The 25,380-nt window shown below is 73.3% G+C and carries 23 protein-coding genes and 5 pseudogenes; 18 read left to right on the forward strand and 10 right to left on the reverse strand.

Annotation, left to right across the window (positions count from 1 at the left end):
• Positions 1-117 precede the first annotated feature (117 nt).
• Both smc and C1N71_RS05475 read left to right on the forward strand, forming a co-directional pair.
• Complete coding sequence (gene smc, locus C1N71_RS05470; RefSeq protein ID WP_137755488.1) at positions 118-3,603, forward strand: chromosome segregation protein SMC; 3,486 nt, start codon at positions 118-120, stop codon at positions 3,601-3,603.
• 51 nt (positions 3,604-3,654) lie between these two features.
• Positions 3,655-3,900, forward strand: a complete 246-nt coding sequence (locus tag C1N71_RS05475; protein WP_137755489.1) for a DUF3072 domain-containing protein — start codon at positions 3,655-3,657, stop codon at positions 3,898-3,900.
• Between the two features lie 9 nt (positions 3,901-3,909).
• Here C1N71_RS05475 and C1N71_RS05480 read toward each other — a convergent pair whose 3' ends face one another.
• From C1N71_RS05480 to C1N71_RS05490, 3 genes are all read right to left on the reverse strand, one after another.
• The gene (locus C1N71_RS05480; protein WP_137755490.1) at positions 3,910-4,566 is read right to left on the reverse strand and encodes a hypothetical protein; all 657 of its coding nucleotides are present in this window, start codon (positions 4,564-4,566) and stop codon (positions 3,910-3,912) included.
• Positions 4,567-4,607: 41 nt separating this feature from the next.
• The gene (locus tag C1N71_RS05485) at positions 4,608-5,291 is read right to left on the reverse strand and encodes a hypothetical protein (RefSeq protein WP_137755491.1); all 684 of its coding nucleotides are present in this window, start codon (positions 5,289-5,291) and stop codon (positions 4,608-4,610) included.
• A 91-nt stretch (positions 5,292-5,382) separates the two neighbouring features.
• The gene (locus tag C1N71_RS05490; RefSeq protein WP_137755492.1) at positions 5,383-6,711 is read right to left on the reverse strand and encodes an FAD-binding oxidoreductase; all 1,329 of its coding nucleotides are present in this window, start codon (positions 6,709-6,711) and stop codon (positions 5,383-5,385) included.
• A 43-nt stretch (positions 6,712-6,754) separates the two neighbouring features.
• On the opposite strand from C1N71_RS05490, the gene C1N71_RS05495 reads away from it, so the two are divergent.
• Positions 6,755-7,852: a class I SAM-dependent methyltransferase gene (locus tag C1N71_RS05495; protein ID WP_137755493.1), complete on the forward strand. Its 1,098-nt coding sequence runs from the start codon at positions 6,755-6,757 to the stop codon at positions 7,850-7,852.
• On the forward strand, positions 7,845-8,771 hold the full coding sequence (locus C1N71_RS05500) for a DUF817 domain-containing protein (RefSeq protein WP_254678112.1): 927 nt from the start codon (positions 7,845-7,847) through the stop codon (positions 8,769-8,771). The genes C1N71_RS05495 and C1N71_RS05500 overlap by 8 nt, the downstream gene beginning before the upstream one ends.
• A 132-nt stretch (positions 8,772-8,903) precedes the next feature.
• On the opposite strand, the gene C1N71_RS05505 is transcribed toward C1N71_RS05500, so the two are convergent.
• From C1N71_RS05505 to C1N71_RS05515, 3 genes and pseudogenes are all read right to left on the reverse strand, one after another.
• Positions 8,904-9,326 (reverse strand): NAD(+)--rifampin ADP-ribosyltransferase, encoded by a 423-nt coding sequence (locus tag C1N71_RS05505; protein ID WP_137755494.1) that lies wholly within the window; start codon positions 9,324-9,326, stop codon positions 8,904-8,906.
• Positions 9,327-9,368: 42 nt separating this feature from the next.
• The gene (locus C1N71_RS05510) at positions 9,369-10,196 is read right to left on the reverse strand and encodes a DNA-3-methyladenine glycosylase family protein (RefSeq protein ID WP_137755495.1); all 828 of its coding nucleotides are present in this window, start codon (positions 10,194-10,196) and stop codon (positions 9,369-9,371) included.
• Between the two features lie 344 nt (positions 10,197-10,540).
• Positions 10,541-11,470 (reverse strand): annotated as a pseudogene (locus C1N71_RS05515) (TerC/Alx family metal homeostasis membrane protein); the annotation flags it as partial.
• Between the two features lie 250 nt (positions 11,471-11,720).
• On the opposite strand from C1N71_RS05515, the gene ftsY reads away from it, so the two are divergent.
• Positions 11,721-12,590: a signal recognition particle-docking protein FtsY gene (gene ftsY / locus C1N71_RS05520; protein ID WP_137755496.1), complete on the forward strand. Its 870-nt coding sequence runs from the start codon at positions 11,721-11,723 to the stop codon at positions 12,588-12,590.
• 23 nt (positions 12,591-12,613) lie between these two features.
• On the opposite strand, the gene C1N71_RS05525 is transcribed toward ftsY, so the two are convergent.
• Complete coding sequence (locus tag C1N71_RS05525; RefSeq protein WP_175414117.1) at positions 12,614-13,762, reverse strand: class I adenylate-forming enzyme family protein; 1,149 nt, start codon at positions 13,760-13,762, stop codon at positions 12,614-12,616.
• A gap of 52 nt (positions 13,763-13,814) precedes the next feature.
• On the opposite strand from C1N71_RS05525, the pseudogene ffh reads away from it, so the two are divergent.
• Positions 13,815-15,364 (forward strand): annotated as a pseudogene (ffh, locus tag C1N71_RS05530) (signal recognition particle protein).
• Here the strand turns inward: ffh and C1N71_RS05535 are convergent.
• A complete protein-coding gene (locus C1N71_RS05535) occupies positions 15,361-16,008 on the reverse strand; it encodes a CatA-like O-acetyltransferase (protein WP_137755498.1) in 648 nt (215 codons plus the stop codon). The pseudogene ffh and the gene C1N71_RS05535 overlap by 4 nt on opposite strands.
• A 43-nt stretch (positions 16,009-16,051) precedes the next feature.
• Here C1N71_RS05535 and C1N71_RS05540 point away from each other — a divergent pair, with 43 nt between their 5' ends.
• A complete protein-coding gene (locus tag C1N71_RS05540) occupies positions 16,052-16,867 on the forward strand; it encodes an LLM class F420-dependent oxidoreductase (RefSeq protein WP_137755499.1) in 816 nt (271 codons plus the stop codon).
• Between the two features lie 174 nt (positions 16,868-17,041).
• The gene (locus C1N71_RS14930) at positions 17,042-17,476 is read left to right on the forward strand and encodes a VOC family protein (protein ID WP_254678148.1); all 435 of its coding nucleotides are present in this window, start codon (positions 17,042-17,044) and stop codon (positions 17,474-17,476) included.
• 357 nt (positions 17,477-17,833) lie between these two features.
• Here C1N71_RS14930 and C1N71_RS15280 read toward each other — a convergent pair.
• Positions 17,834-18,652: pseudogene (locus tag C1N71_RS15280) on the reverse strand (YbdK family carboxylate-amine ligase); the annotation flags it as partial.
• Positions 18,653-18,857: 205 nt separating this feature from the next.
• Between C1N71_RS15280 and rpsP the strand changes: the two are divergent.
• From rpsP to C1N71_RS05585, 9 genes and pseudogenes are all read left to right on the forward strand, one after another.
• Positions 18,858-19,322, forward strand: a complete 465-nt coding sequence (rpsP, locus tag C1N71_RS05550) for a 30S ribosomal protein S16 (RefSeq protein WP_137755501.1) — start codon at positions 18,858-18,860, stop codon at positions 19,320-19,322.
• A gap of 3 nt (positions 19,323-19,325) precedes the next feature.
• A pseudogene (locus tag C1N71_RS15285) lies at positions 19,326-19,561 on the forward strand (RNA-binding protein).
• On the forward strand, positions 19,506-20,267 hold the full coding sequence (gene rimM, locus C1N71_RS05555; RefSeq protein ID WP_441297168.1) for a ribosome maturation factor RimM: 762 nt from the start codon (positions 19,506-19,508) through the stop codon (positions 20,265-20,267). Before C1N71_RS15285 ends, rimM begins: the two are co-directional and overlap by 56 nt.
• A pseudogene (gene trmD, locus C1N71_RS05560) lies at positions 20,152-20,993 on the forward strand (tRNA (guanosine(37)-N1)-methyltransferase TrmD). Before rimM ends, trmD begins: the two are co-directional and overlap by 116 nt.
• 56 nt (positions 20,994-21,049) lie before the next feature.
• Positions 21,050-21,613, forward strand: a complete 564-nt coding sequence (locus C1N71_RS05565; protein ID WP_137755503.1) for a hypothetical protein — start codon at positions 21,050-21,052, stop codon at positions 21,611-21,613.
• Between the two features lie 152 nt (positions 21,614-21,765).
• The gene (gene rplS, locus C1N71_RS05570) at positions 21,766-22,113 is read left to right on the forward strand and encodes a 50S ribosomal protein L19 (RefSeq protein WP_137755504.1); all 348 of its coding nucleotides are present in this window, start codon (positions 21,766-21,768) and stop codon (positions 22,111-22,113) included.
• Positions 22,114-22,311: 198 nt separating this feature from the next.
• Positions 22,312-23,028, forward strand: a complete 717-nt coding sequence (lepB, locus tag C1N71_RS05575; RefSeq protein WP_137755505.1) for a signal peptidase I — start codon at positions 22,312-22,314, stop codon at positions 23,026-23,028.
• 13 nt (positions 23,029-23,041) lie between these two features.
• The gene (locus C1N71_RS05580; RefSeq protein WP_137755506.1) at positions 23,042-23,698 is read left to right on the forward strand and encodes a ribonuclease HII; all 657 of its coding nucleotides are present in this window, start codon (positions 23,042-23,044) and stop codon (positions 23,696-23,698) included.
• 10 nt (positions 23,699-23,708) lie between these two features.
• On the forward strand, positions 23,709-24,032 hold the full coding sequence (locus C1N71_RS05585) for a DUF2469 domain-containing protein (RefSeq protein WP_137755507.1): 324 nt from the start codon (positions 23,709-23,711) through the stop codon (positions 24,030-24,032).
• A gap of 31 nt (positions 24,033-24,063) precedes the next feature.
• On the opposite strand, the gene C1N71_RS05590 is transcribed toward C1N71_RS05585, so the two are convergent.
• Positions 24,064-24,789: a TetR/AcrR family transcriptional regulator gene (locus C1N71_RS05590; RefSeq protein WP_137755508.1), complete on the reverse strand. Its 726-nt coding sequence runs from the start codon at positions 24,787-24,789 to the stop codon at positions 24,064-24,066.
• A 102-nt stretch (positions 24,790-24,891) separates the two neighbouring features.
• On the opposite strand from C1N71_RS05590, the gene C1N71_RS05595 reads away from it, so the two are divergent.
• Positions 24,892-25,293, forward strand: a complete 402-nt coding sequence (locus tag C1N71_RS05595; RefSeq protein WP_137755509.1) for a VOC family protein — start codon at positions 24,892-24,894, stop codon at positions 25,291-25,293.
• Positions 25,294-25,380 lie beyond the last annotated feature (87 nt).

Below are 25,380 nucleotides of genomic sequence, written 5' to 3' on the forward strand. Positions count from 1 at the left end.
CTCCCTCTCGCCGCACCGCGCTCGCAGGGCAGCCTTGCAGCGTAGCGACGGCCCGCCTGCGCGGCAACGGGACGCCCCGGCGCTACGGTGGAGCCGATCCATCCACCCGGGAGCCGCGTGTACCTCAAGAGCCTCGACGTCAAGGGCTTCAAGTCCTTCGCACGCGCGACGTCCTTCCGCTTCGAGCCGGGCGTCACCGCGGTCGTCGGGCCGAACGGCTCGGGCAAGTCGAACGTCGTCGACGCGCTCGCCTGGGTGATGGGGGAGCAGGGCGCCAAGACGCTGCGCGGCGGGAAGATGGAGGACGTCATCTTCGCCGGCACGGCGACGACGGGCCCGCTGTCGCGTGCGCACGTCGAGCTCACGATCGACAACGCCGACGGCGCGCTGCCCATCGAGTACGCCGAGGTGCAGATCTCCCGCACGCTCTTCCGCAACGGCGGCAGCGAGTACGCCATCAACGGCGAGTCCTGCCGGCTGCTCGACGTGCAGGAGCTGCTCTCCGACTCCGGCCTCGGCCGCGAGATGCACGTCATCGTGGGCCAGGGCCAGCTGGATGCGCTGCTGCAGGCGAGCCCCACCGATCGTCGCGGCTACCTCGAGGAGGCCGCGGGCATCCTCAAGCATCGGCGGCGCAAGGAGAAGACGCTGCGCAAGCTCGACGCGATGCAGCAGAACCTCACGCGCCTGTCCGACCTCGCGGGCGAGCTGCGCAGGCAGCTGAAGCCGCTCGGCCAGCAGGCCGAGATCGCGAAGGAGGCGCAGTCGATCCAGGCCGCCGTGCGGGAGGCGAAGGCGCGGCTGATCGCCGACGAGGTCGTGCGGCTGCGCGAGTCGCTCGCGTCGGCGGCGCGCAGCGAGTCCGAGCGCAAGAGCGAGCGGATCGTGCTGCAGGAGCAGCTCGACCAGGCGCGCATGCGCGCGGCTCGGATCGAGGAGACGATGGTCGGCGACGACGTCGATCGCGCGCGGCAGGTCGTGCACGGCCTCGAGCGCGAGCGCACGCGGCTGCAGTCGCTCTCGACGCTCGCGCATCAGCGCCTCGCGCTGCTCGGCGAGCCCGTCGAGCAGCAGGACGCCTCGCGGCTCGTCACCGCCGACCAGGTCGCGGCGGTGCGCGCGGAGGCCGAGCTGCTCGTGGAGCGCGTGTCGGCGGGCGAGCGCGAGCTCGGCAGCCAGGCGGCGAAGGTCGCGCTCGCGCGCGCATCCCTCGACGCGCTCGACGAGGAGATCGCCAGGCAGTCGGCGCTCGTGTCGAAGCACGACCTCGAGCTCGCCGCCCACCGCTCGCGCGTCGAGGTCGCGGCATCCACGCGCAGCGCACGGGCGACGGAGGTCGAGCGTCGCGGGCAGGCGCTCGACAACGCGCAGGCGCGGCTGGTGGAGGCGCAGCAGGCGGTGGATGCGCTGGGCGACGACGAGGTCGAGGCCGGCGACGCCGAGGCGCTCGGCGCGCGCTGGCGCGCGGCGGACGAGACCGTCGCCGCGCTGCAGGCGGCGCTCGAGCAGGCGAGGGATGCGCTGCACGCCCGCGAGCGGGAGCGCGAGTCCCTCGCGGCGCGCTCGACGGCGCTCTCGCTCGCGCTCGACGCGCAGAGCGCCTCGGCGGCGCTCGCAGGCGCAGGGCTCGACGGCATCGACGGCGTCGTCACCGACCACGTCCGCGTGCGCGGCGGCTTCGAGGCGGCCATCGCCGCCGCGCTCGGCACGCTCGGCGAGGCGCTGCTCGCGACGAGTCGCGACGCGGCGATCGCCGCCGTCGGCCACGCGCGGGATGGTGGCCACGGCCGCGTCGACGTCGTCGTCGGCGACGCGCGCGCCATGCGTCCGACGGTGCCGGACGTCGCGGGGGCGACGCACGCGCCGAGCGTCGTCGACGCGCCCGAGGTCGTCCACGGGCTCCTCGCATGGACCTTCGTGGTCGACGACCTGGGCGCCGCTGCCCAGGTCGGCGCCCGGCTGGCGGATCTCGACCTCGGCGGACCGATCACGCTCGTGACGCGCGACGGCGACGTCATGACCGAGCACCGACTGCAGGGCGGGTCGAAGGACGCCGCGTCGCGCCTCGAGCTCGTCGCCGAGCGCGACGCCGCGCTCGCGCGGCTCGAGGCGCTCAGCGCGAGCATCGAGCAGGAGGCGGGCGTCGTCGAGGAGCAGCGCCAGGCGCTGCAGTCGGGCAGGCGCGAGGCGCAGGAGGCGCTCGAGGCGCTGCGCGCGCACGACGCGGAGTCGGCGGCGCGAGGGCAGGAGCGCTCGCGTGTGCGCGCGAGGCTCGAGTCCGCCGTCGCCGAGCGCGAGCGCGCGCAGGCGGCCGTCGCGGAGGCGGAGGCGGGGCTCGCCGAGGCGGGCGCGGCGCTCGAGGCCGCCGAGCGTCGGCTCGCCGACTTCCAGCAGACGCCGCGACCCATCCTCGACGCATCGGCGCGCGATGCGCTCGTGGAGGAGCTCGACGCCGAGCGCGGCATGGAGACCGAGCTGCGCATCGAGCTCGAGACGGCCAGGGAGCGCGTGCGCGTCGAGCGCGAGCGCGCCGCGTCGCTCGAGCGCGAGATGGCCGCCCAGCGGCAGGCGGCGGAGGATGCCGCACGGCGCGCCGTGGTGCGCGAGCGGCAGCGCGCCGCCGCCGAGCGCGTCGCCGGTGCGCTGCCGCCCGTGCTCGAGGCCGTCGACCGCTCGCTGTCCGAGGCGCGGTTGCTGCTCGCCGAGCGCGAGGCCGCGCGTCGGGAGAACTCCGAGGCGCTCGGCACGTTGCGCAGGCAGGAGACCGAGCTGCGCGAGCGTCTCCACGCGCTCACGGAGCGCGTCCACGGCCTCGAGATGGAGACGTACGAGCAGCGTCTGCACCTGTCCTCGCTCCTCGAGCGCGCGGCCGCCGAGCTGGGCGTCGACGAGGAGGTCCTCGTGGCCGAGCACGGCCCCGACGAGGCCTTCGACCGGGCGGCGTGGCAGCGGGAGCTCGCCGACGCGGAGCGCAAGCTCGCGAGGCTCGGACGCGTGAACCCGCTCGCCCTCGAGGAGTACGCGGCACTCGAGCAGCGGCACGCGTTCCTCACCGAGCAGCTCGCCGACCTCGCGAAGACCCGCAAGGACCTCGAGCAGATCATCGCCGACCTCGACGAGCGCATGGAGGGCATCTTCGCGGCGGCGTTCGAGGACACGAGGGCCGCGTTCGCCGAGATCTTCCCGGTGCTCTTCCCCGGCGGCTCGGGCAGCCTCGCGCTCACCGATCCCGATGACATGCTCGAGACCGGCATCGAGGTCACCGTGCGGCCCGCCGGCAAGAAGATCGATCGGCTGTCGCTGCTGTCGGGAGGCGAGCGATCGCTCGCGGCGGTCGCGCTCATGGTCGCGATCTTCAAGGCGCGACCCAGCCCGTTCTACATCATGGACGAGGTGGAGGCCGCGCTCGACGACGCGAACCTCGGCCGCCTCCTGCAGGTGTTCGAGCAGCTGCGCGAGACGAGCCAGCTCATCGTCATCACGCATCAGAAGCGCACGATGGAGATCGCGGATGCGCTCTACGGCGTCTCGATGAAGCAGGACGGCGTCTCGGTCGTCGTCGGGCAGCGCACGCGTCGCGAGGAGGGGGCGCAGGCCTCGTAGCCCGCGCGCAACCCCGCGCCGTCGTCGGTGGTCGTGCCTAGCCTCGAAGGCATGACGGACGACCAGACGATGCAGCCGGGCGAGACCCTCGGCGCCGCCGACCCGCAGGACGCCGCGGTGAAGGATCCCAGCGAGTGGACGACGGGCGACGAGCCGATGACGGCTGCGCAGCGCAGCTACCTGGACACGCTCGCGCGCGAGGCGGGCGAGGAGCTGCCCGCCGATCTCACGAAGGCGGAGGCGTCGGAGCACATCGAGCGCCTGCAGGCCGCGACCGGCCGCGGCCAGGACGGCTGAGGAGGCGCCTCACCCCGCGACGTCGGTCATGAGGCTCGTGACCTCGACGACGCCCTCGCCGTGCCGAGCGTCGAGGTACGCCTGCAGCGACCCATCGTCGTAGAGCACGGCGAGGAGCACGACGTCGCCGATCGCGATCGTGCTCAGCGCGCGAGGGCCGAGCTCCTCGACGACCGCGGCCTCGACGTCGAGCAGCGCATCGCTCGGCGGCTCCCACGAGGACGACGGCGGCGGGCCGCTCGGGGATGCCGAGAGGTCTGCGAGCGTCGGCTCGGCGGTCAGCGTCAGGGTGCTGCCGTCGAAGACGCCACGAAGATCCATCGTCGCCCAACGCGTGTCGCCGACGGCGTCCTCGCCGTCCACCTCGCCCCAGTCGAGCCCGACGATCGGCGCGCCCCCGCAGGCGAAGGGCGGTGCGATCGAGAACTGCGGGCCGAGGCAGAGCTCGGGTGCGCCGTCCACGTCGACCACCTCGCCTCGCACCCCCACCTCGCCGCTCGGCACCGCCTGCGCCGGCAGCACGTCGGCCGCGATGCTGGGCGGTGCGCTCGGATCGGAGGATGGCGCGGCGTCGCCGACCTGCGGCTGCACGGGTGCGCATGCGACCAGCACGAGGAGCGCGACGCTCGCCGCCGCGGCGGCGAGCGCGCCGATGCTGGCCCCCACGCGTCCACCTGCGGGAGCGTCGCTCGAGCCGGGACCCGCGCTCACGGCACCTGCACGGGCTGCAGCGCGCTGACGATGCGGACGACGCCGGGGCCGTAGACGGCGTCGACGTGCTCCTGGAGCGTGCCGTCGTCGAACACCACCGTGGCGTCGAGGCGGCCGTCGACCGGCGCGGCGTCCAGCAGCGCCTCGCCCATCGCCTGCCGCAGCACGTCGGCGATGCGCTCGAGGGCAGCGACCTCGGTGACCCCCGGCTCCGCCGCCGGCGTCGAGACCGGCGCGGGGTCGTACAGCGCGAGCGAGACGGGGTCGCTCGTGGCGGTGAACGTCTCGCCATCCCAGGTGCCTTGCACGGCGTACGAGCACCACCGGACGTTCGACTGCTCCTCCCAGCCGTCGAGCGACGACCAGTCCCAGCCCGCGAGCCGCAGGCCGCCGCACTGCGGCGGCGCCGACTCGAGGACGGGGCCGAGGCACAGCACCGGCACGCCGGCGTCGAGCACGAGGCCCTGCCCGACCACCTCGCCGTCGGGCAGCGGCTGCGGCAGCGCGCCGAGCTCCGTCGTCGGATCGCCCCCCGAGCCCGCGTCGTCGGATGCGGTGGGATCGAGCGAGGGCGGAGCGCCGCCACCCGCGCCGGCGGCGCATCCGCCGAGCAGCATGAGGGCGGCAGCGGCGGCGACGAGCGTGGCGGCGACCCTGCGGTCGGGGAGCGTACGGTGCATGGTGGACCTCCTGGACCGATCCTGCGCGAGGGCTGTCGCCCGCGCGAGACAACCTCCGATGCGACTCGTTCGTCCGCCGTCGCACGGTTCCTCAGTCGGGCAGCCTGCTCGGGTGGAGCACGGCGCCGCCGTGCTCGGCGCGCCAGGTGCGCAGCGCCTCGATCGCATCCGGCGGCAGCGCACGTGAGAGCGGTCCGCCGGCGAGGAACGTCGGCAGCGTGAGGTCGTTCGTCACGGAGGCCAGTCGGTCTGCAAGGCTCGCGACGGCCGTGCGCTGCGCCTCGCCGTCGGCGCCAGGAGGGATGGGGGCGATGCAGGACACGATCCACCGCTCGGTCGGCTGCGGCACGAGCGACGGACGCGACGCCTCGACGCCGCCGAGGAGCCGCACCTCGATGCCGAGGATCGGGGCGAGCGCCGGATCCTGCCTCGCGGCGACGAGCGCATCGATCGTCGCGTCGTCGAGGCGGGGCACGAGCGCCGACCAGCCGATGGACGCGCCGGGCGCCTCCGGGTCGGCGGAGATCGTGTGCACTGCGCCGGGCGCGATCGGGGCCACGGCGTCGCGGTGCGGTGCGGCGGCGGCGCGCAGCGGTGCGATCGCCCGTTCGTCGACGTCGGCGAGCACGACGCGCGCCGCGCACCAGCTGCGCCCGCGGATCGCCTCCGGCAGCACGGGCGCGTCGGGCATCGCGAGCAGCGCGACGGCGAGCGCGAGGCCGGGCTCGGCGTCGACGAGCCCGCCCGCGGCCCGCAGCATCGCTCCCGCATCCTCGAGGGCGACGTCGATCGCGCCGCCGCGCAGGTCGGAGACCGGACGCAGCGCGAGCTCGAGCTCGGTCGCGATCGCGACGAGTCCCGCACCGCCGCGCAGCAGTCGCATCGCCTCGTCGCCGTCGTCGAGCCAGCGAGCGGAGCCGTCGGGCAGCACGACGTGCGCGCGTCGCAGCCACTCGCCGCCGAGCCCGCCGAGCCTCGCGAACCATCCCTGCCCGCCACCGAGCACGAGGCCCGCCACCGACACGATGCGGCTCGAGCCCGTGGGGCCCACGAGCCCGGTGCCGTCGAGCGCGGCGAGCAGGTCGCCGACCAGCACGCCGGCGCCGACGCGCGCCAGTCGCGCCTCGACGTCGACCTCGATGCGATCGAACGCGGACGTGCGAACGAGGATCGCGTGCTCGAGCGCATCGACCGCACCATGACCGGTCGGCTGCACCGCGACGGTCGCGCCGTGCTCCCTCGCGACGGCGAGCACCGCCGCGACGTCGTCGACGTCGAGCGGGGTGGCCACGGCGATCGGGCGCTGATCGACGCCGCGCGCCCACGGCAGCCGCACCTCGTGCCAGGCCTCGTCGGCCGACGCGACGACCTCGCCGCGCATCCTCGCTCGCAGCGCTGCGACGAGCGCGATCTCATCCATGCGGATGACGGTACGCCCCACGACCGACGCCTACGCTGGAGCGATGCTCGACCTCGACGCCCTGCGCCGCTGGCCCGACGTCGAGTCGCCGGATCTGCAGGCGCATGACGCCGCGGACGCGCTCATCCTGCAGGAGGCGGCGCACCTGGTGCCCGGTCGTGAGGTCGTCGTCGTGGGCGACCGTCACGGTGCGCTCACGCTCGGCGCGCTCGACGCCGGCGCGACGAGCGTGCGCGTGCACCAGGATGCGATCACGTCGGAGCGGGCGCTGGAGGCGAACGCCGCGCGGCTCGGCATGACCGGCTTCGCGCACCACGCGCTCGATGCGGACCTCGTCGCCGACGCGAGCGTCGTGCTGCTGCAGCTGCCGCGGTCGCTCGACGCGCTCGACGAGATCGCGGGGCTCGTGGCCCGTCACGCCTCGGCCGGGGTCGAGCTCGTCGCCGGCGGGCGCGTCAAGCACATGACCCGGACGCAGAACGACGTCCTCGCCCGCCACCTGCACGAGGTCCGGGCGACGCTCGCCCATCGCAAGGCGAGGGTGCTGCACGCGCGCGAGCCGCATCAGGACCTCCCGCCGCTCGCGTGGCCGCGCACCGTGCGTCACGACGACGTCGGGCTCACGGTCGTCGCCCACGGGGGCGTCTTCGCCGGCACGAGCGTCGATCGCGGCACCCGGATGCTGCTCGAGCGCATCCGCCGGCTGCCGCGCGCCGAGGCGATCCTCGACCTGGGGTGCGGCTCCGGCCTGCTCGCGACCGCCGCGGCGCTCGCGCAGCCGCACGCGACGGTCACCGCGACCGATCGATCCGCGGCTGCGGTGCGCTCGACGGTGCTCACGGCCGCCGCGAACGGCGCTCGCATGACCGCGGTGCGCGACGACGCCGCCGCGTCGCTGCCGGACGGCGCCGTCGACGTCGTGCTGCTCAACCCGCCCTTCCACGCCGACGCCGCCGTGCACACCGGGCTCGCGCACCGCATGTTCGAGGCGGCAGCGCGCGTGCTGCGGCCGGGCGGCGAGCTGTGGGCCGTGTGGAACGGTCACCTGCGCTACCGGGCGGCGCTCGAGCGCGTCGTCGGTCCCACGCGGCAGATCGCGCGGGACACCACGTTCACCGTGACGGCGTCGAGGCGTGGCTGACGGACAGCGCCCCCTGCGCCGCGCGCGCGACCTGACGGTCGTCGAGCGCTGGATCGACGCGCGCGCGACCGCCGTCCTCGCGCGCAGCACGGGACGCTGGCGCCCCTGGGTCGTCGAGGCGTGGGTCTTCGTGCTCAAGCAGGCGTGGGCGTGCGTGTTCGGCGTCCTCATCCTCGTCGCGATCGTGGCCGTGCGCCTGTGGTGGCCGACGGATGCGGCGATCGCCCCGAACGATGCGCTCGTCGTGGTCGCCGTCGGCATCCAGGTCGGGATGCTCGTCGCACGGCTCGAGACGGTGCGCGAGCTCTGGGTCGTCCTGCTGTTCCACGTCGTCGGCACCGTCATGGAGCTGTTCAAGACCGACGTCGGGTCGTGGAGCTACGCGGAGGACGGGGTGCTGCGGATCGGCGGGGTGCCGCTGTTCTCGGGGTTCATGTACGCGGCGATCGGCTCGTACATGGTGCGCTCGATGCGGCTGTTCGACCTGCGCTTCGTGCGCTACCCGCCGTTGTGGGCGACCATCGTGCTCGGGGCGGCGATCTATGCGAACTTCTACACGCACCACGTCGTCTGGGACGCGCGATGGGTGCTGGTCGTCGCGGTGCTGCTGCTGTGGGGTCGCACGATCATGCACTTCCGCGTCCATGCGCGCGCCTGGCGGTGGCCGCTGCTCGTGCCCTTCGTCGGCGTCGGCATCGCGATCTGGATCGCCGAGAACGTCGGCACGGCCGTCGGCGCCTGGACGTATCCGAACCAGGTCGACGGCTGGGAGCCGGTGTCGCCGCAGAAGGTCGTCTCCTGGTTCCTGCTCATGATCATCTCCGTCGTGCTCGTGACGCTCGTGCATCGACCGAGGACGCCGGACGCGGCGCCGGCGACGTCGGACTCGCTGGGTCTGCCGATCGCCGCCGACCGGTAGCCGACGGCATCCGGCGACACGCCGCGAGGCGTGCCGGCAGGGGCGCGCCGAGCACGGCACGCTGGTCGCAGTCCCGGCCGGGGCATGAGCCGGCCGGGGCTTCGCACGTCCGCAGGCAGCGAGTCGCCGGCGTCAGTTCAGGATCTCGCCGCGCTCCTCGGGCGCCTTCGCGACGATGCGCTCGCGCCAGGTCTCCAGCGCCTCGGGCGTCAGTCGCGTCCAGTCGTGCACCTCGCGGACGATCCGCACGGGCTGGGTCGTGCGATAGGACCGCGTCGGGTTGCCGGGGTACCGCTGGTCGGTGACGTTGGGGTCGTCCTCGAGGGGGCCGGTCGGCTCGACCTCGTAGACGTGCGGCGTCGCACTGCCGCCGACCAGCTCGACCGCGAGCTCGGCGGCGAGGCCCGCGCCATCGCGCAGGGCCGTGACGTACACGTGCCGCATGACGACGTCGGGTCGGTAGTTCGAGCGGAAGCCCGCCGTCAGCAGCGCGCCGGGCGGCAGGGCCGCCGCCGTGCCGTGGAAGAAGGGGCCGTCGTCGTCGGGAGCGCGCACCCGCACACGCTACTGCGACCGGAGGCGGATGCGACCGGCGGGTCAGGACGCGGCACGCCAGCAGTGCAGCATGAGGTGCGAGCGCCATGGCGCGGCATCGGCGGCGACGGCTGCGAGGTCGCCGACGCCGAGGCGCCGCGCCCCCGCGCGCACGGCCGAGTCGCCCAGCAGCAGCACGTCGGGGTCGCCCAGCCGCAGCGAGACGTAGCCCGCCGTCCACGGCCCGACGCCCTTGAGCGCGAGCAGCTGTGCCCGCATGCGCTCGAGGTCGACGCCGCGCTCGACGACGACCGATCCGTCGGCGAGCGCCGCGGCGGCGCGCGCCACGGCCTCGGCCTTCGCAGCGGGGCCGCGCAGGACGGCCGTGGCGCCCGCGGCGATCTGCGCGTCCGTCGGGAAGGCGCGGTCCAGCCCGTCGACGGGCTCGGGGAGCGGGTCGCCGAGCGCCGCGAGGAGCCGCAGCTGGCCGGTCGCGGCCGCCACCGAGATCTGCTGGCCCACGATGGCGCGCACGACCATCTCGTGCGGGTCGGCGCACCCCGCCGCCCGCAGCAGCGGAGCGGCGCGCACCGACGCGGCGAGCAGCGGCAGGTCGTGGCGCCGCGCGACCCACGCGAGCAGCGCGTCCGCCTCCTCCGCATCGACGGTCGGCGCGAAGACCGCCGCCATGGCATCGCGCGCCGCCTCGTCGCCGCCGCCGACGACGACGCCGGTCGCCGACGCGGGCTCGACCGTCGCCGACGCCACCACCGCACCGCTCGGCGTCCGCAGCGTGCGCCGGTAGCCGGCTTCGTCGACGTGCTCGATCCCGGCGATCGCGCGCGGGGCGAGCCACGCGAGGATCGGCGCGGGATCGAGCCGCGTCGTCATCGTCGCGCGTCGGGCCCCTCGTCGGTCACGGCGCGGGCAGCCGCAGCGCCGTCCGCGCGGTCCTTCGCCTCGAACTCGGCGCGCGCCTCGTCGCGGATGGCGTCGCGCGCGGACTCGGGCATGTCCTCCACGGCCGCCTCGCGCAGCACGTCGCGGTCGAAGTCGGTGATGGGCGCCTGCTTGCCGTCGGCGTCCACGACCATGAGGCCCTGCGTGCGCGGCTCGATCGTGAGGGGCCTCGCGAACGACGCACCCGTCGCATCCACGATGTGGAAGTGCCCGTCGGCGCCGAGCTCGGCCTCCGCAGGTCCGAGGTGCAGCGAGCCGTCGCCGCCCTTGCGCGCATCCATGCGGAGCTTGACGAGCGACGCGACGACGGCGACGACCATCGACACGAGGATGACGAGCAGCGAGTGCCACGTCTCGATGTGCGGCACCCAGGCGATGGGCTCGCCGCCGTTGATGAACGGCAGCTCGTTCGCCTCCATGGCGTGGAAGACGAGCTTGACGCCGATGAAGCCGAGGATCGCGGCGATGCCGTAGTGCAGGTACACCAGACGGTCGAGGAGGCCGCCGAGCAGGAAGTACAACTGGCGTAGCCCCATGAGCGCGAAGATGTTGCACGCGAAGACGAGGAACGGGTCGGTCGTCACCGAGAAGATCGCCGGGATCGAGTCGATCGCGAAGAGCAGGTCGGTCGTGCCGAGGGCGACGATGACGAGCACGAACGGCGTCATGTACCGCACGCCGTCCTCGACGAGCGTCGCCTTGCCGCCGTTCCACGTGTCGGTGAAGTTCACGCGCCGCTTGAGCATGCGGGTGACGAGGTTGTCCTGCTCGCCCGCGTCGTCCTCGTGGCCGAACGCCTGCTTCCACGCGACGTACACGAGGTAGGCGCCGAAGATGTAGAAGACCCACGAGAGCTGCTCGACGAGCTGCACGCCGACGAGGATGAAGATGCCTCGCAGCACGATCGCGATGAGGATGCCGATCATCAGCACCCGCTGCTGCATCTCCTTCGGCACCGCGAAGCGGCTGAGGATGATGATGAAGACGAACAGGTTGTCGATCGACAGCGAGTACTCGAGCAGCCAGCCGGTGACGAACTCGCCCGCGCGCTGACCGTCGCCGAGCAGCAGCAGCGCACCAGCGAAGACGAGGGCGAGCGTCACGTAGAGCACGACCCAGGCGGTCGCCTCCTTCATCGACGGCACGTGCGGTCGCTTCGTGACGATGAGCAGGTCGGCGACGAGGATGGCGACGAGCAGCGTCATGGAGACGATCTCGAAGATCTGATAGGTGGTCACGGGCGGCCTTCCGAGCGGCGTGAGGGTGCGTGGGACGGACGAACGTCTCTCCCACGTGCTGACGCACGCCGCCGTGACCGGAGCCCTCGGGCTCGTGATGACGAATCACGGCGCAACCGGGATACTCCCCTTCGCGAAGGCCCAGCATACGCCCGACCGCCCCGGTCCGGCGACGACGCGCGCCGGACGTCCCGCGGCGAGCGCCTACGATCGATGCATGGCACAGCGGTGGTCGATCTCGAACGCGCTCCGAGGGATGTTCCAGCGGGAGACGATCACCGACGAGACCTGGGACGACCTCGAGACCGCGCTCATCACCGCCGACTTCGGCCCCGACATCGCCGAGGAGGTCGTCGAGGCGCTGCGCGCCGACGTCGAGCGGCTCGTGATCGACGATCCGCGCGAGCTGCGGCGCATGCTGCGCGAGCGCCTCGAGGAGCGCTTCGCCGCGTACGACCCGACGCTCACCCTGCAGGAGCGACCTGCCGTGATCCTCGTCGTCGGCGTGAACGGCGTCGGCAAGACGACGACGATCGGCAAGCTCGCGAGGCTGCTGTCGAGCCACGGCCAGTCCGTGGTGGTCGGCGCCGCGGACACGTTCCGCGCGGCGGCGGTCGAGCAGCTCGCGACCTGGGCGCAGCGCGCCGGCGCCGAGGTCGTGCGGCCCGAGCGCGAGGGGCAGGACCCGGCGTCCGTCGCCTTCCAGACGGTCGAGCGGGCGAAGACGGGCGGCATCGCGATGTGCATCGTCGACACCGCCGGTCGGCTGCAGACGAAGGGCGGGCTCATGGACGAGCTCGGCAAGATCCGCCGCGTCGTCGAGAAGCAGGCGCCCATCTCGGAGGTCCTGCTCGTGCTCGACGCCACGACGGGCCAGAACGGCGTCGTGCAGGCGCAGGCGTTCATCGAGCACGCCGGCGTGACGGGCCTCGTCATCACGAAGCTCGACGGGTCCGCGAAGGGTGGCTTCGTGCTCGCCGTGCAGGAGCGCACCGGCATCCCCATCAAGCTCATCGGCCAGGGCGAGGGCATCGACGACCTCACGGGCTTCACGCCCCACGTCTTCGTGGAGCAGCTCGTCGGCTGACGCCGCTCGCCGACGGCCAGCCCTCACTCGCGCGGGTCGAGCCGACCCAGCAGCGTGAGGCTGCCGTCGACGATGCGGCCCGCATCGTCGGTGATGACCGTGCGGCCCGCGCCGTGCAGCCAGACGCGACCCTCGGCGTCCGAGCCCTGCGGGTGGCCGACGATCCCCATCTGGGTGCCGGGCAGCGCACGGCCCACGGCGTCGGGATGCCGCTCGACGTCGTCGGGCGTCGCGACCGCGACCGTGCCGGTCTCGGTCGTGCCGTACGCGTTCATGACGACGGGGCCCCACGCCGCGTGCAGCCGCGCGACGAGCGCGGCATCGAGCGGCTCGGAGCCCGAGACGATGCGGCGCAGCGTCGGCGGCGCCGCGCCGGAGTCCTCGACCTGGGCCACGAGTCGCTCGAGCTGGGTCGGCACGCCGCTCACGACGGTGACGCCGCGCTCGCCCATGAGGCGCAGCCGCGTCGACGCACGCGTGCCGGGGGAGGAGACGAGCGTCGCGCCCGTGAGGAGGGTCGCCGCCAGCAGCTGCACGCCGTGCCCGTGGTGCAGCGGCGCGCAGCCGAGCACCGTGTCGGTCGACGCGATGCCGACGCGGCGGTGCAGGCCCTCGAGCTGTCGCATGCCGCGCACGCCGAACGGCTTCGTGACGTGCGGCGTCGGCGCACCCGTCGTGCCCGCCGTCATGAGCACGAGCCGTCCGACGCGGCGCGTGCCGGCGATCCGCGGCTGCGGCACGCGCGCGGAGGAGAGGACGTCGCTCGCGGCGACCGTGGGGCCCGCGTGCCACGAGGGCGCGTCGCCCGGATGCACGAGCAGCGCGTCGCGCGGGGCCACGCCGTCGAGGGCTGCGATGCGGCGCGGATTCGCGAGCCACGCGTCGAGGCCCAGCCGGCCGGCGGCGAGCACCGCCAGGACGAGCGGGGCGCCGTCGCATGCCGCGACGATCGTCCGCGGCCGCTCGAGCACCTCGCGGTGCCACTGCGCAGCGAGCCGCTCGGCATCCCCCCAGAGGTCCTCGAACGACCAGGTCGCCTCGCCGACGACGAGCGCCGTGCGGGAGCCGAAGCGATGGGCGGCCATCTCCGCCAGCGCGGCGAGGGTCGGCCCGCGCCTGCGCAGCGATCTCGCCAGCGCTCCTGCCTCGCGCGGCGAGAGGGAGAGGCGCATGCTGCCAGCGTAGCCACGGCGGCCGCGCCGCGCCGGTACCATCGGAGGCACCATGGCAGCGTTCGGCTCTCTCTCCTCCCGGCTCACCGAATCCCTCGCGAAGCTGCGCACGAAGGGTCGGCTGACGCCGTCGGACATCGACGGCACCGTCCGCGAGATCCGCCGTGCGCTGCTCGACGCCGACGTCGCGCTCGACGTCGTGAAGGACTTCACGGGCGGATCCGCGAGCGCGCGCTCGGCGCGGAGGTCTCGAGCGCCCTCAACCCGGCGCAGCAGGTCGTGCAGATCGTCAACGACGAGCTCGTCGGGATCCTCGGCGGCGAGCAGCGCCGCCTCGAGCTCGCGAAGAACCCGCCGACGATCATCATGCTCGCCGGCCTCCAGGGTGCGGGCAAGACGACGCTCGCCGGCAAGCTCGCGAAGCACCTCGCGGGCGAGGGCCACACGCCGATCCTCGTCGCCGCCGACCTCCAGCGCCCCAACGCCGTCACGCAGCTCGAGGTCGTCGCCGGCCAGGCGGGCGTCGCGGTCTACGCGCCCGAGCCCGGCAACGGGGTCGGCGACCCCGTGCGGGTCGCGCGCGACGGAGTCGCGCTCGCGCGCAGCCGGCAGCACGACGTCGTGATCGTCGACACCGCCGGTCGCCTCGGCATCGACGCCGACCTCATGCAGCAGGCGGCTCGCATCCGGAAGGCGATCGACCCGCACGAGGTGCTGTTCGTCGTCGACTCGCTCACGGGACAGGACGCTGCGAACACCGCGAAGGCCTTCCAGGAGGGCGTCGACTTCACGGGCGTCGTGCTCACGAAGCTCGACGGCGACTCGCGCGGCGGCGCAGCGCTGTCGATCCGCGGCATCACGGGCAAGCCGATCATGTTCGCCTCCACGGGCGAGCGCCTCGACGACTTCGAGCCGTTCTACCCCGACCGCATGGCGAGCCGCATCCTCGACCTCGGCGACATCCTCACCCTCATCGAGCAGGCGCAGAAGTCGTTCGACGAGGAGGAGGCGCGCCGCGTCGCCGAGGCGATGCTCACCGACACCTTCACGCTCGAGGACTTCCTGAAGCAGCTCCAGCAGGTGCGCAAGGCGGGCAACTTCAAGCAGATGCTCGGGATGCTGCCCGGCGCGAAGGGCCTGCGCGAGGCGATCGACGGCTTCGACGAGCGCGAGTTCGCGCGCACGGAGGCGATCATCCTCTCGATGACCCCGCGCGAGCGGAAGCAGTCGAAGATCCTCAACGGCTCGCGCCGCCTGCGCATCGCGAAGGGCGCCGGCGTGACCGTCACCGACGTCAACCAGCTCATGCAGCGCTTCGAGCAGGCGGCGAAGATGATGAAGACCGTCGCGAAGGGCGGCATGCCGAACATCCCCGGGATGGGTCCCGTGCCGGGCGCCCACGGCATGGGCAAGCGGCAGCCGCAGCCGAAGCAGTCGAAGGGCAAGCGGTCGGGCAACCCCGCCAAGCGCGCGCAGCAGCCCGCCGTCGCGCCCGCACCCGCGCAGGGATCCGTCTTCGGTGGCGGCCAGCAACAGCCCGACCTCGCGAACCTGAGCCCCGAGGATCAGGCCGCCCTGCAGCGCATGCTCGGCGGACGCTAGCGGGCCCACTCCGGCTCGGCGAGCAGCGCCTGCAGGTCCTCGAGCGCGCGCGCGACGTGGACGCCGTCGGCGGCGGCGTGGTGGATCTGCAGCGACAGCGGCAGCATCGTGCGCGCGCCGCGCTCGACGTATCGCCCGAGGGTCACGATGGGGGCGAGATGGTCCCACGCGTCGCGCACCTGCAGCGAGAAGCCGGTGAAGGACGTCCACGGCAGGCTCGAGACGTCGAAGGCGTTGGCGGGCGGCGGCCCCATGGGGAAGAGCCCCTCGGTCGTGCGGTGCTCCGCGAGCACCGAGGCCGCCGCCGCGTGGAAGGCCGCGAAGTCCGCGTCGTAGGGCGCCCACACGCACGCGAAGGCCTCGGTCGCCGGGCGCAGGACCGTGAAGGCGGGATGCACGACGTCCCAGAGCGCCGGCTCGCCGTCGACGAGCGTCATCCGCAGCGCCTCGTGCCGCTGCACGACCGTGGCGATCGCCCAGATCTGGGCCACGTAGGTCTTCCTGCTCGACGCGGCGAGCGTCGCCGCGAACGCCGTGACGTCGAGCTCGACCGTCGTCGCATGCGTGCACGGCACGCGCTCGCGGTAGTGCGCGAAGTGCTCGCGACGGGGCCAGGCGTCGAGGTCGATGCGGCGTGCGTCCATGCTCCCCATCCTGACGGGGCGGGGCGCGCGTAGGCTCGATCGCATGGTCGCAACCGACATCCCCACCCGCATCGGCGTGCAGGTCTCGCCGCAGCACGCCACCTTCCAGCAGTCGCTCGACGCCGTGCGTCGACTCGAGGACATGGGCGTCGACGCCGTGTTCAACTGGGACCACTTCTTCCCGCTGTCCGGCGAGCCCGACGGCGAGCACTTCGAGTGCACGACGCAGCTCGCCGCGTGGGCGCAGGCCACCGAACGGGTCGAGCTCGGCCCGCTCGTGTTCTGCAACTCGTACCGCAATCCCGACCTGCTCGCCGACGTCTCGCGCACGCTCGACCACATCTCGAACGGCCGCTTCGTGCTGGGCATCGGCGCCGGCTGGTTCGAGCGCGACTACGAGGAGTACGGCTACGAGTTCGGCACGCCGGGCACGCGCATCGGTGCGCTCGCCGACGCGATGCCCAGGATCGAGCGACGCCTCGCGCGCCTCAACCCGGGCCCGGTGCGCGACATCCCCGTGCTCATCGGCGGCGGCGGCGAGCGCAAGACGCTGCGCATCGTCGCGCAGCACGCCGACGTCTGGCACTCGTTCGCGGGCCCCGACGAGCTGCAGCACAAGCTCGACGTGCTGCAGGGCCACGCGGACGCCGTCGGCCGCGACATCTCGCAGATGGTCGTCTCGAACGGCGCGAGCGTGCGCCAGGGCGTCGGCGGTCTCGGCATCGAGCGCCTCGACGCGCTGCACGCGCTCGGCACGCGCCTCATCACGGTGTCGATCTCGGGCGACGACACCGCCGACGGCTACGACGTCGAGAAGGTGCGCCCCTTCCTCGACTGGCGCGACGCGAAGAACGCCTGAGGCAGCGGCGGGTCGGACGTGCGCGGATCCAGCACCTGGAGGCGCTCAGCGTCACGAGGGTCTGGATTCGCGCACTCCGCGCCGCCTCTCGACCGCACGCTCGCGCATTGCGAGCATCGGGCCGCACGACCCGACGGCGGGTTGCCGCATCCGAGCGGAGCCCGCATGTCCACGATGGTGTTCGTCGACCTGCCCGTCGCCGACCTCGACCGCGCGACGGCGTTCTACGAGGGCCTCGGCTGGAGGATCGAGCCGCACTGCGCCGACGAGGACGCGGCGTGCGTCGTCGTCTCGGACGCGATCTCCCTCATGATCCTCCGACGCGAGCACTTCCAGGCCTTCACGACGAAGCAGGGCGCCGGCTCCGCCACGACGGCGCAGGTGCTCGTCGCCATCAGCCAGCCCTCCCGCGAGGCCGTCGCGGAGATCGCGGCCAAGGCGCTGGCCGCCGGCGGCACCGAGGCCCGCGAGGCGCAGGACCACGGCTTCATGGTGCAGCACGCGGTGCAGGACCCCGACGGCATCGTCCTCGAGTTCCTGTGGATGGACCCGCGGGCCGCCGAGCAGGAGCCGGAGGCGTTCATCGCCGAGCAGGGGTACGAGGTCTGATCGGGGATGCGGTGGTGCTCGTCGAGGGCGAGCCCGCCGTCCGCACGGCGTTCCTCGCCGCCTTCTCGCGCCCTGCGGGCTAGGAGCGCATCGCGTCGACGAGCTGCTCGAGCACCGCGGGCATGCCCCCGCGATCATCGCCTCGCGCTGCTGCGCCGCGGAGCCGCCGTCCGCGAGCACCTGCACCGCCGCGGCGATGCCCTCGGTCGCGCCCAGCTCCTCGGCGATCGGCTCGAGCCGCTCGAGCGTGGAGTGCAGCACCTCCGCGACCCGCATCGTGGCGCCGTCGGCGGTCGTGATCATCACGGCGTCGAGGCCGAAGCGCGCCGTGCGCCACCGGTTCTCGCGGACGAGCCACGAGGGGATGCGCTCCGGCGCCGTGCCCTCGTCGATCGCCCGCAGGCGCTCCTCGACGAGGCAGTGGGTCAGCGCCGTCACGGCGTGCACGTGCGCGAGGGACGGTGCGCCGTCGGCGATGCGCGCCTCGACGGTGCCGAGTCGCGGCGACGGCCGCACGTCCCATCGCAGCTCCGTGAGCCCGTCCGCCGCGCCGACGTGCACGAGATCGTGGGCGACGCGCTCCCACGTGGCCCAGTCGGGCATCTCGGGCGGCAGGCCCGCGTTCGGGATCTGCTGGAAGAGCATCGCCCGCTGCGACGCGTAGCCGGAGTCGTGGCCGGCCCAGTAGGGGCTCGACGCCGACAGGGCGAGGATGAGCGGCAGGTGGTCGAGCAGCGCGTGCAGCACGGGGATGGCCTGGCGCTCCGGGCGGTCGAGGCCGACGTGCGTGTGCACCCCGAAGATGAGCAGCCGCTCCGCCCAGGATCCGCCGTGCTCGATGAGCCTGCGGTACCTGGGGGAGTCGGTGACGGGCTGGCCGCGCCACTGCGCCGTCGGATGCGTGCCCGAGCCGATGACGTCGACGCCCTCCGCATCCGCCGCCTCCACCACGAGGTCGCGCAGCTCGCGCACCTCGTCGATCGCGGCCTGCGTCGAGTCGTGGATGCCGGTGACGAGCTCGACGGTGTTCTGCAGGAACTCGCCCTTCACCCGGCCGTCGCCGATGCGAGCGAGCACGGCGGGCGCGACGGGCGCGAGGTCGCGCGTCGAGCGGTCGACGAGCTGCAGCTCCCACTCGACGCCGAGGGTGCCGCGTGCGGAGAGGGCGAAGTCCATGGCGCCAGCGTACGGGCGCGCGCTCCCGCGGATGCGGGACGCGCGTCACGGGACGCGATCGACCGCGCAGGTATGCCAGAATGGTGGGTCGAGTCCGCTCCACCCACCCTCTACCGGGCGGCGCAGGCTCCCACCGCCTTCCCTCCCCGCGTCCCCGCCGCGGCCCGAGGGGTGCACACACCTCACGAGAACCACCAGGAGAACTGTGGCTGTCAAGATCCGACTCAAGCGCTTCGGCAAGATGCGCGCGCCCTACTACCGCATCGTCGTCGCCGACTCGCGCACCAAGCGCGACGGCCGCGTGATCGAGGAGATCGGCCTCTACCACCCGACCGAGAACCCCTCGCGCATCGAGGTCGACGGCGAGCGTGCGCAGTACTGGCTCGGCGTCGGCGCGCAGCCGACCGAGCAGGTCGCCGCGATCCTCAAGCTCACGGGCGATTGGGGCCGGTTCCAGGGCGACGAGAACGCGGTCTCGACCGTGCAGCAGCCCGAGGGCAAGGCGCAGTTCGTCGCCGACGAGAAGAAGGCGCCCGTGCTGAAGCCGAAGGCGGAGAAGAAGGCGGAGGAGCCCGCCGAGGCTCCCGCCGACGACGCTGCCGAGGCGCCGGCCGAGGACGCTGCCGACGCGACGCCCGCCGAGGGCGACGCCGAGACCAAGGGCGAGTAGCCCATGCTCGTGGCGGCGCTGGAGCACCTCGTCAAGGGCATCGTGGATCGCCCGGACGAGGTCGCCGTGGCGTCCCGCGAGACCCCCCGCGGCGAGGTCCTCGAGGTGCGCGTGCACCCGAGGACCTCGGCCGCGTCATCGGCCGTGGAGGCCGTACCGCGACCGCGCTGCGCACCGTCGTCGGTGCGCTCGCGCAGGGGCGCCGCGTCCGCGTCGACGTGGTGGACACCGATTCCTGAGCGCACGCGCACCCAGCTGCGCGTCGGCCGCCTCACGAAGGCGCACGGGCTCAAGGGTGCGCTGAAGATCGAGCTCTACACCGACGAGCCGGAGCGTCGCTTCGTGCCCGGTGCCGAGTTCTCGCTGCAGGTGCCGACCTCGTCGAAGTGGCACCGCAAGACGCTGCGCCTCACCGACTTCAAGGTGTTCAACGGCAACCCGGTCGGCTTCTTCGAGGGCATCGACGATCGCACCGAGGCCGAGACGCTCGTGAAGGCCGTGCTGTGGGTCGAGCAGGACGCCACGGAGCTGCCGAGCGAGCCGGACGCCTGGTACCAGCACCAGCTCGCGAACCTCGAGGTGTGGCGCGACGGCGTCATGGTCGGGCGCATCGCGCGCATCGACCCCATGCCGGCGCAGGACCTGCTCGTCATCGCCAACGGCGACACGGAGGTGCTGCTGCCGTTCGTGCGCGCGTTCGTGCCGGTCGTCGACCTGCAGCGCGGCCGCATCGAGATCACCCCGCCCGGCGGGCTCTTCGAGGACCCGGATCCCGCGGATGCCGAGCCCGAGCCGCAGGGCGCCGCGCGCCGCGCGGACCTCGGCGAGGATGCGGGCGACGACGCCCCGGCGACGGACGACGCCGCGGAGGCGTCGGCGCAGGACGCTCCGGAGGACGACGCCCCGGCGCAGCCCGCATCCGAGGCGACCGCCTCGAAGGACTGACGTGCGCGTCGACGTCGTCACGATCTTCCCCGAGTTCTTCTCGGTGCTCGACGTCTCGCTGCTCGGACGTGGTCGGCAGCGCGGCATCGTCCAGACGCACGTCCACGACCTGCGCGAGCACACCCATGACCGGCATCGCACGGTCGACGACACCCCCTACGGCGGCGGGGCGGGCATGGTCATGAAGCCCGAGCCGTGGGGCGAGGCGCTCGACGCCGTGCTCGCGGCCGACGAGGCGTCCGCCGAGACCGTCGTCGTCTTCCCGTCGCCCGCGGGGAGCGGTTCACGCAGGCGATCGCGCACGAGCTCGCCGGCGCATCGCACCTCGTCTTCGCCTGCGGACGCTACGAGGGCATCGACGCGCGCGTCGCCGAGCACGTCGCGACCCGTGCGCGCGTGCGCGAGCTGAGCCTCGGCGACTACGTGCTGAACGGCGGCGAGGTCGCCGTCGTCGCGATGCTCGAGGCCATCACCCGCCTCGTGCCCGGCATGGTCGGCAATCCGGAGTCGATCGTCGAGGAGAGCCACAGCGACGGCCTGCTCGAGCATCCGAGCTACACGAAGCCCGCGACGTGGCGCGGCCTCGACGTGCCGGAGGTGCTGCGCTCCGGCGACCACGGCCGCGTCGCCGCCTGGCGGCGCGAGCAGGCGATCGAGCGGACGCGACGCGTGCGGCCCGACCTGCTGCCGCCGTCCGCCGATCCCACGGACCCCATGGCCTCATAGCCCGCTGCGAGCGAACGCACGGGCGCGTCGCCGACGCCGCTCGCTACGCTCGCGCCATGCGCCGCGCGTTCCTGTGGATCATGATCGCCTCGGTCGTCGTGCTGCCGGCGTGGGTGCTCGTCGGGCGCGGCCTCTTCGGGGCGCCGCTCGCACAGGCGCTCGTGCCGCTCGGCCTGCTCGCCCCGTTCCTGGCGGTGCAGATCGCCGTCGTCGCGGGACTCACGTTCGCTCGCAAGGAGGTGCGCGGACCGCGGGCGACGACGTGGCACGACGTGCGCGTCGTCGGTCCCTGGCTGCTCGCGATCGTCGTGCTCGGCATGCTCGTCGTCGACGGCTCCGGCGCGGGTGCGGGCAGCGCGCTCACGACGCTCGTCGGAGCGGGCGCCCTCACGGCGTCGAACGCGCTCGCCGCGGTGCTCGGGCTCCTCGTGATCCTCGGCGGCTTCGCCATCGCCTGGGTGCAGCTGCGGATGCTGCTGCTCGAGACCCGCGCGCGCGTGCAGGCGTTCGTCGACGAGGCGGCCGGGCGCCCCATCGTCGCGTCGGACGCCGTGTTCGAGCGCGCCACGGGTCCGCAGGCCGGCACGACCATCCGCATCGAGCGCGGTCCCGGCGGCTGACGGCGCCCGTCGGGTGGCGACCGCCTGCCGCGTATGGCAGGATTGGCACTTGTGCCATGCGCATCCTCTGCCACAGGGGAGCGAGCAGGCGCACCCGAACATCCACTCCTGAAGAGCGGTCGACCTGTGGCGGCCGCGGATTGCGAACGATCATGCACATCCTCGACCAGCTCGACGCAGCCTCGCTGCGCTCGGACGTCCCCGACTTCCGCCCAGGCGACAACGTGAAGGTCCACGTCAACATCGTCGAGGGCTCGCGCTCGCGTGTGCAGATCTTCCAGGGCCACGTGATCGCGCGCCAGGGCCGCGGCATCGGCGAGACCTTCACGGTGCGCAAGGTGTCGTTCCAGGTCGGCGTCGAGCGCACGTTCCCCGTGCACTCGCCCGTCATCGAGAAGATCGAGGTCGTCTCGAAGGGCGACGTGCGTCGCGCGAAGCTCTACTACCTGCGTGGCCTGCGCGGCAAGGCTGCGAAGATCAAGGAGAAGCGCGACGCCTGATCGTCGACGCGAGATCTCGATGCGAGGGGACCGGTTCGCCGGTCCCCTTCGTCGTGTCCGCACGGCGCCGTCCAGCGCCGAGGACATGAGCGACGCTCGAACAGCACGATCGCGCAACGAAGTGGGCGGATGCATGCTCGCGTCGTCGCTCGTGCACGCGAGCGGCACCTAGGCTTGGAGGCTGGCGAAGGGCGGGACATGGCGACGAAGGCCGACGGGCGCGGATCCAGGACGATCGTCCTGTTCCTTCGAGACCTCGCGGTCATCTTCCTCGCGGCGCTCGTCATCTCGTTCCTCGTGAAGACGTTCCTCGTGCGGCCCTTCTACATCCCGTCGCCGTCGATGGCCGACACGCTCGAGGTCGACGATCGCGTCATCGTGAGCCTGCTGACGCCCGATCTCGTGCAGCTCGAGCGCGGCGACGTCGTGGTCTTCGAGGATCCCGACGGCTGGCTGCCTGCGCCGCAGGTCGACCAGCCCGACGGCGTCGCCGGCGCCGTGGACTGGTTCCTGACGTTCGTGGGCCTCGCACCCGACGACAGCCATGGCTACCTCATCAAGCGCGTCATCGGCCTGCCGGGCGATCACGTGGTGTGCTGCAACGACTTCGGCCAGCTGACGATCAACGGCGTGCCGATCGACGAGAGCGCCTACGTCACGCTCGACCAGGAGGGGCTGCCCGCCTCCGGCACCGACTTCGACGTCACGGTGCCCGAGGGACACCTCTGGGTCATGGGCGACAACCGCTACCACTCCGCCGACTCCCGCGCGCACATGGACGACCCGACGGGCGGCTTCGTGCCGATCTCCGACGTCGTCGGCCGCGCGATCGTCGTCTCCTGGCCCGTGTCGCGCTGGCAATGGATCGACGACCACGACGAGGTGTACTCGGGCGTGGGCGCCGGCGGCGAGTGATCGGGTCGCGACGATGATCGTCGAGCCGACCCTCGAGGTCGAGCGCACGCTGTGGGACGAGCGTCCGCTCGTGATCGGCATGGACGAGGTCGGCCGCGGTGCGCTCGCCGGCCCCGTGACGGTCGGCGCGTTCGCGCTCGCCCGATGCGACGCGGTGCCGGAGGGGCTGCGCGACTCGAAGGCGATGACGGCGAGGTCGCGCGAGCGCACCGCCCCGCTCGTGCGCGCATGGGGCGTCGCCGCCGTCGGCCACGCCTCGGCTGCCGAGATCGACGCCGTCGGCATCATGGCCGCGCTCGCGCTCGCCGGCCGTCGTGCGCTCGAGGAGCTGCACGCCGCGGGCGTCGACGTCGTCGCGAGCGCGCTGCTCCTCGACGGCTCCCACGACTGGCTGAGCCCGCGGCTGCGACGCCCGCTGGCGATCACGCTGCGCCCGAAGGCCGACCGCGACTGCGCCTCGGTCGCCGGTGCCGCGTGCGTCGCGAAGGTCGAGCGGGACGCGCTCATGGTCGCGCACGACGCCGAGCACCCCGGCTACGGCTGGGCCTCGAACAAGGGCTACGCCGCCGCCGTGCACATGGACGGCATCCGCGCGCTCGGACCCACGAGGCTCCATCGGCGCACGTGGCTCAAGGCCGGCGGTGCCGCGGCCGCCTCCGTCGCCGCGTAGGATCGACGACGTGGAGCCAGAGGACATCGACGACTACGACCGCGAGGTCGAGCTGCAGCTCTTCCGCGAGTACCGCGACGTCGTCGGCACGTTCCGCTACGTCATCGAGACGGAGCGCCGCTTCTACCTCGCGAACGACGTGAGGCTGACGCGGCAGGACGCGGGCAACGACTTCTACTTCGAGCTCGAGCTCACCGACGTGTGGGTGTGGGACATCTACCGCGCCGACCGGTTCGTGAAGAACGTGCGCATCCTGACGTTCAAGGACGTCAACGTCGAGGAGCTCTCGGACCGCGACCTCGAGCTGCCGAAGGACCTCGCGATCGAGGGCTGACGCCTTCGGCGTCGCGGTCCGCGCCGGTCGCTCAGGCCGGGTCGACGAGCGCGGCCAGCCCGTCGATCACGCGCGCGAGCGCGAACGCCCAGGCGTGCTCGGCGCTCGCCGGAGCCCCCATCTGCGCGCCCGCCGCGGCGCCCACACGCCGAGCGAGCGGATGCGCGTCGCCGACGTAGGCGGCGAGCCGCTCGGCGGACGCGGCCCAGGTCGCGCCCGCGTCGGCCGCCGTCCGCTCTGCGCGGAGCGCTCGCGCCGAGGCGCGCGCCGCGTCGATCACGAAGGCGAGCGCCGCGTCGCGGGCGACGTCGTCGAGACCGAGGTCGTCGAAGGCATGGAGGTCGTGGTCGTAGGCGGCGATCGTGCCCGGTCCGATCGCGGAGCGCTGGTCGTCGACGTCGAGCAGCCAGGGATGCGCGAGGTGCTCGGCGCGATGGTGCTCGGCGAGGGCACGCACGCGGTCGCGCCAGGTCGCGCCGGCGAGAGACGGATGGCTGCGGTTCGCGCGCACGGCGTCGACCATGAGCACGAGCAGGTCGTCCCTCGATGGCACGTGCGTGTAGACGGCGGTGCCGGTGACGCCGGCGGCGGCGGCGAGCGCGCGCATCGTGACGGCGTCGATGCCGTCGCGGTCGGCGAGGGCGATCGCCGCCTCCACGACCGCGTCGGTGGTCGCCTTCGCACGGGGTCCTCGAGCGCCCCTGCCCGGAGCCATTGGATGGTCGCGCCAGAGCAGGTCGACGAGGGCTCGTGCCACGGCTGCTCCTTCGGGGACGTGCGCGTCTTGCGCGTCGGGAATGCAGCTCCAGCGTAATACCTTGTACATCGCACAAGGTATTCGCTCGAGACGAGGAGCCCCATGAGGATCACCGCCACCGCCCTGTCCCTCACCGTGCCCGATCCGCAGGCGTCGGCCGACTTCGCCACCCGCCACCTGGGGTTCGCGCGCGTCATGACGGCCGACGGCGTCATCTCGCTCGCGCACCAGGACGGCGGTGCGAACATCGTCCTCCTCCGCGAGGGACTGGCGTCGTTCCGCCCGCGGTCGCACGCGGGCAGCGTGCGCGACGGCCTGCTGCTCGCCTTCGTCGTCGACGATCTCGACGCCGAGCACGCACGCATCGTCGCCGAGGGCGCGACGGTCGCGACGCCGCCCGAGACCGAGCCGTGGGGCGAGCGCTACTGCCAGTACCTCGACGCCAACGGCATCGTCTGGCAGCTCGTGCAATGGGTGACGCCCGAGCCCGGCGTCACGATCTGACGCGGCCCACGCGTCCCTCCCAGGCGGGCGTGCGGAGCATCCGACCCGAGTCGGGTGGTCGCCGGGCGCCCGCCGACGGGCGTGCGC

Source organism: Agrococcus sp. SGAir0287, assembly GCF_005484985.1.
GTDB lineage: Bacteria > Actinomycetota > Actinomycetes > Actinomycetales > Microbacteriaceae > Agrococcus.

What these genes read in the sequence shown, in the direction of transcription:
- rplS (WP_137755504.1), top strand. Translation starts at nt 21,766, where the DNA reads ATGCACATCCTCGACCAGCTCGACGCAGCCTCGCTGCGCTCGGACGTC.
- C1N71_RS05495 (WP_137755493.1), top strand. Translation starts at nt 6,755, where the DNA reads ATGCTCGACCTCGACGCCCTGCGCCGCTGGCCCGACGTCGAGTCGCCG.
- C1N71_RS05540 (WP_137755499.1), top strand. Translation starts at nt 16,052, where the DNA reads ATGGTCGCAACCGACATCCCCACCCGCATCGGCGTGCAGGTCTCGCCG.
- C1N71_RS05595 (WP_137755509.1), top strand. Translation starts at nt 24,892, where the DNA reads ATGAGGATCACCGCCACCGCCCTGTCCCTCACCGTGCCCGATCCGCAG.
- C1N71_RS05485 (WP_137755491.1), bottom strand. Translation starts at nt 5,291, where the DNA reads ATGCACCGTACGCTCCCCGACCGCAGGGTCGCCGCCACGCTCGTCGCC.
- C1N71_RS05580 (WP_137755506.1), top strand. Translation starts at nt 23,042, where the DNA reads ATGATCGTCGAGCCGACCCTCGAGGTCGAGCGCACGCTGTGGGACGAG.
- C1N71_RS05510 (WP_137755495.1), bottom strand. Translation starts at nt 10,196, where the DNA reads ATGACGACGCGGCTCGATCCCGCGCCGATCCTCGCGTGGCTCGCCCCG.
- C1N71_RS05475 (WP_137755489.1), top strand. Translation starts at nt 3,655, where the DNA reads ATGACGGACGACCAGACGATGCAGCCGGGCGAGACCCTCGGCGCCGCC.
- C1N71_RS05565 (WP_137755503.1), top strand. Translation starts at nt 21,050, where the DNA reads ATGCGCCGCGCGTTCCTGTGGATCATGATCGCCTCGGTCGTCGTGCTG.
- C1N71_RS05535 (WP_137755498.1), bottom strand. Translation starts at nt 16,008, where the DNA reads ATGGACGCACGCCGCATCGACCTCGACGCCTGGCCCCGTCGCGAGCAC.
- lepB (WP_137755505.1), top strand. Translation starts at nt 22,312, where the DNA reads ATGGCGACGAAGGCCGACGGGCGCGGATCCAGGACGATCGTCCTGTTC.
- C1N71_RS05490 (WP_137755492.1), bottom strand. Translation starts at nt 6,711, where the DNA reads ATGGATGAGATCGCGCTCGTCGCAGCGCTGCGAGCGAGGATGCGCGGC.
- C1N71_RS05525 (WP_175414117.1), bottom strand. Translation starts at nt 13,762, where the DNA reads ATGCGCCTCTCCCTCTCGCCGCGCGAGGCAGGAGCGCTGGCGAGATCG.
- C1N71_RS14930 (WP_254678148.1), top strand. Translation starts at nt 17,042, where the DNA reads ATGGTGTTCGTCGACCTGCCCGTCGCCGACCTCGACCGCGCGACGGCG.
- ftsY (WP_137755496.1), top strand. Translation starts at nt 11,721, where the DNA reads ATGGCACAGCGGTGGTCGATCTCGAACGCGCTCCGAGGGATGTTCCAG.